The 2,946-nt window shown below is 68.7% G+C and carries 4 protein-coding genes and 1 pseudogene; 3 read left to right on the forward strand and 2 right to left on the reverse strand.

Going from position 1 to position 2,946, the window contains the following annotated elements:
• Together Q0R63_RS14335 and Q0R63_RS14340 are read right to left on the reverse strand one after the other, a co-directional pair.
• Window positions 1–452 (reverse strand): annotated as a pseudogene (locus tag Q0R63_RS14335) (sodium:solute symporter); the annotation flags it as partial.
• A complete protein-coding gene (locus Q0R63_RS14340) occupies window positions 449–790 on the reverse strand; it encodes a DUF3311 domain-containing protein (RefSeq protein ID WP_295698586.1) in 342 nt (113 codons plus the stop codon). The gene Q0R63_RS14340 and the pseudogene Q0R63_RS14335, both read right to left, overlap by 4 nt.
• A gap of 145 nt (window positions 791–935) precedes the next feature.
• Here Q0R63_RS14340 and lpdA point away from each other — a divergent pair, with 145 nt between their 5' ends.
• The 3 genes from lpdA (at window position 936) to Q0R63_RS14355 (ending at window position 2,893) form a co-directional block, all read left to right on the forward strand.
• The gene (gene lpdA, locus Q0R63_RS14345; protein WP_295698592.1) at window positions 936–2,333 is read left to right on the forward strand and encodes a dihydrolipoyl dehydrogenase; all 1,398 of its coding nucleotides are present in this window, start codon (window positions 936–938) and stop codon (window positions 2,331–2,333) included.
• A 108-nt stretch (window positions 2,334–2,441) separates the two neighbouring features.
• Entirely contained in the window at window positions 2,442–2,774 is a 333-nt protein-coding gene (locus Q0R63_RS14350) for a PadR family transcriptional regulator (protein WP_295698594.1), read from the forward strand.
• Complete coding sequence (locus Q0R63_RS14355) at window positions 2,771–2,893, forward strand: hypothetical protein (protein WP_295698597.1); 123 nt, start codon at window positions 2,771–2,773, stop codon at window positions 2,891–2,893. Before Q0R63_RS14350 ends, Q0R63_RS14355 begins: the two co-directional genes overlap by 4 nt.
• Window positions 2,894–2,946 lie beyond the last annotated feature (53 nt).

Below are 2,946 nucleotides of genomic sequence, written 5' to 3' on the forward strand. Positions count from 1 at the left end.
CCGACGAGCTGCAGCGCGATGTAGGGCATCGTCGCGACGAAACCGGTGACCGCGATCGCCAGCGACAGCCCGCGAGAGCCGTGCCGGCCCGCGACGAAGTCGGCCGGCGTGACGTAACCGTGCCGGTGGCTGACCGACCACAGCCGCGACATGAAGACGAAGATGATCGGGTAGAGCACGATCGTGTAGGGCACCGCGAAGAAGCCGCTGACCGCGCCGGCGCTGAACATCGCCGCCGGCACCGCCACGAAGGTGTATGCTGTGTAGAGGTCACCTCCCAGCAGGAACCACGTCACCCAGGTGCCGAAGCTGCGGCCACCGAGGCCCCACTCGTCGAGGCTCTCCATGCTGGTCGGACGCCTCCATCGGGAGGCGAGGAAGCCCATCACGGCCACGACGGCGAAGAGCACGATCAGGACGATCAGCGCGACGACGTTGATGCCGGTGTTCATCGGTCACCCTCCTTCTCCAGCGTCGGTGTGGGGGAGGGCCCGTCGAGGTAGGCCGTCCCGTCCTCGGTCATCGGCACGTGGGGCCGGGCGATGAGGACGATGCGGTACGCGGCATACGTGAAGCCGGAGCAGAGGAAGACCCAGAGGAACTGGTACCAGATGAAGAAGGGGAAGCCGCCGAGCGTCGGCTCCTTCCTCGCGTAGGTGTTGACGAGGAGGAGCGCGACGACGGGGATCGCGAGGAGCACGCCGGCCACGACGAGCAGGCCGGTGTTGGCCGGGGGAGCCTCGTGGGCCGCGGGCCTGCCGGGCCGGTAGGGGTTGGCGCTTGGGGACATCGTGGGACCTCTCCGGTGCCGGGTCGCGGCGGTGCGACCGTCCGCAGCGCAACGTACTCCCGTCCGGCCCCGAATTGCGGGAGCGGTTCGCCGGAGTGGCCGACCTGTGATGTTGGCGCGGCGGCGCCCCCCTAGGGTGGAGGGCATGGCTGATTTCGATCTCGTCGTGCTCGGTGCCGGACCCGGTGGATACGTGGCGGCGATCCGCGCGGCCCAGCTCGGCAAGACCGTCGCGGTCGTGGAGGAGAAGTACTGGGGTGGCGTCTGCCTCAACGTCGGGTGCATCCCCAGCAAGGCGCTCCTGCGCAACGCCGAGATCGCGCACATCATCACGCACGAGAAGAAGACGTTCGGCATCGAGGGCGACGCGACGATGGCCTTCGGCCCGACCCACGCCCGCAGCCGCAAGGTCGCCGATGCCAGCGCCAAGGGCGTCCACTTCCTGATGAAGAAGAACGCGATCACCGAGATCGACGGCTGGGGGACGATCACCGGCCCGACGGGGATGGACGTCGCGCTCAAGGACGGGTCGACCCGGTCGCTGACCTTCGACGCCCTCATCATCGCGACCGGCGCGCAGACCCGGCTCATCCCGGGCACCTCGCTGTCGGAGCGCGTCGTGACCTACGAGGAGCAGATCCTCACCGACCAGCTCCCGTCGTCGATCATCATCGCGGGCTCGGGGGCGATCGGCGTCGAGTTCGCCTACGTCCTGAAGAACTTCGGCGTCGAGGTGACGATCGTCGAGTTCCTCGACCGGATGGTGCCGACCGAGGACGTCGACGTCTCCAAGGAGCTGTTCAAGCAGTACAAGAAGCTCGGGGTCACGGTCCTGCTCTCGACCAAGGTCGAGACCATCGAGGACACCGGCGACAAGGTCCTGGTCACCGTCAGCCCCGCCGCCGGGGGCGACCGGCAGGTCCTCGAGGCCGACAAGGTCATGCAGGCCATCGGCTTCGCCCCCCGGGTCGAGGGCTACGGCCTCGAGGCCGCCGGCGTGCAGCTCACCGATCGCGGCGCGATCGCGGTCGATGCGCGAGGCCGGACCAACGTCCCCAACGTGTTTGCCGTCGGCGACGTCACGGGCAAGCTCATGCTCGCCCACACGGCCGAGGCGATGGGTGTCGTCGCCGCCGAGACCATCAGCGGCGCCGAGACGGTCGAGATCAACTTCGACATGATCCCGCGAGCGACGTTCTGCCAGCCGCAGATCGCGTCCTTCGGCTACTCCGAGGCGCAGGCGAAGGAGAAGGGCTACGACGTGAAGGTCGCGAGCTTCCCCTTCTCCGCCAACGGAAAAGCCCGTGGCATGGCCGAGGGGGTCGGCTTCGTCAAGATCGTCGCCGACGCGGAGCACAACGAGATCCTCGGTGCCCACCTGATCGGGCCTGAGGTCACCGAGCTCCTCCCCGCACTCACCCTGGCCCAGAAGTGGGATCTCACCGCCGACGAGGTGGCCCGCAACATCTTCGCGCACCCGACCCTCGGCGAGGCGATGAAGGAAGCCATCGAGGGAATCGCCGGTCACATGATCAACCTCTGACCCGAACCCCTCAGCGGATTTGGGCGCCGTCGACGCGTGCTGCGCACTACTGCGGATTCCGTAGTAGAGTCCAGTGCACGGCAGTCGTCCGTGCGCGAGAAGGCGTTGGTGGAGACCACACAGCTGGTCAAGGGAGTGCTCGACATGGCGGTGCTGGCCGTGGTCGCGGACGAGGACGGCTACGGCTACGACGTCGTCCGGCGGTTGCGGGCGGCCGGCCTCGACGACGTCGGTGACGCATCGGTCTACGGCACCCTGCGGCGGCTGTTCAACGCCGGCGCCCTGACGTCCTACGTCGTGCCGAGCGAGGAGGGTCCGCACCGCAAGTACTACGGCATCAACGCCCAGGGCCGCGCCCAGCTCGAGCTCGAGGGCAAGACGTGGCGGACCTTCACCGCGACGATGGAGGAGCTGTTGACGACGGCGGGGGAGACACGATGAGCAATACCGAGGTCATCGAGACGAGCGGGGAGCCGTCGGCCAGGACCCAGGTGACGGCATACGTCGCGGCGGTGCGCATCGCCCTGGCGACCGGGACGCCGGCCCCCGCCGGGCCCTGACCCGGCTGACGACGGGGTCCACGGAGGCCGCGCGTGCCCGCGCTCGGGGCGGG

The sequence above is a fragment of the Lapillicoccus sp. genome (genome assembly GCF_025353065.1).
In the GTDB taxonomy this organism is placed as follows: Bacteria; Actinomycetota; Actinomycetes; order Actinomycetales; family Dermatophilaceae; genus Lapillicoccus.

Bases quoted from the DNA above. Each gene is read 5' to 3' on its own strand.
- Q0R63_RS14355 (WP_295698597.1), top strand. From the start codon at position 2,771: ATGAGCAATACCGAGGTCATCGAGACGAGCGGGGAGCCGTCGGCCAGG.
- lpdA (WP_295698592.1), top strand. From the start codon at position 936: ATGGCTGATTTCGATCTCGTCGTGCTCGGTGCCGGACCCGGTGGATAC.
- Q0R63_RS14340 (WP_295698586.1), bottom strand. From the start codon at position 790: ATGTCCCCAAGCGCCAACCCCTACCGGCCCGGCAGGCCCGCGGCCCAC.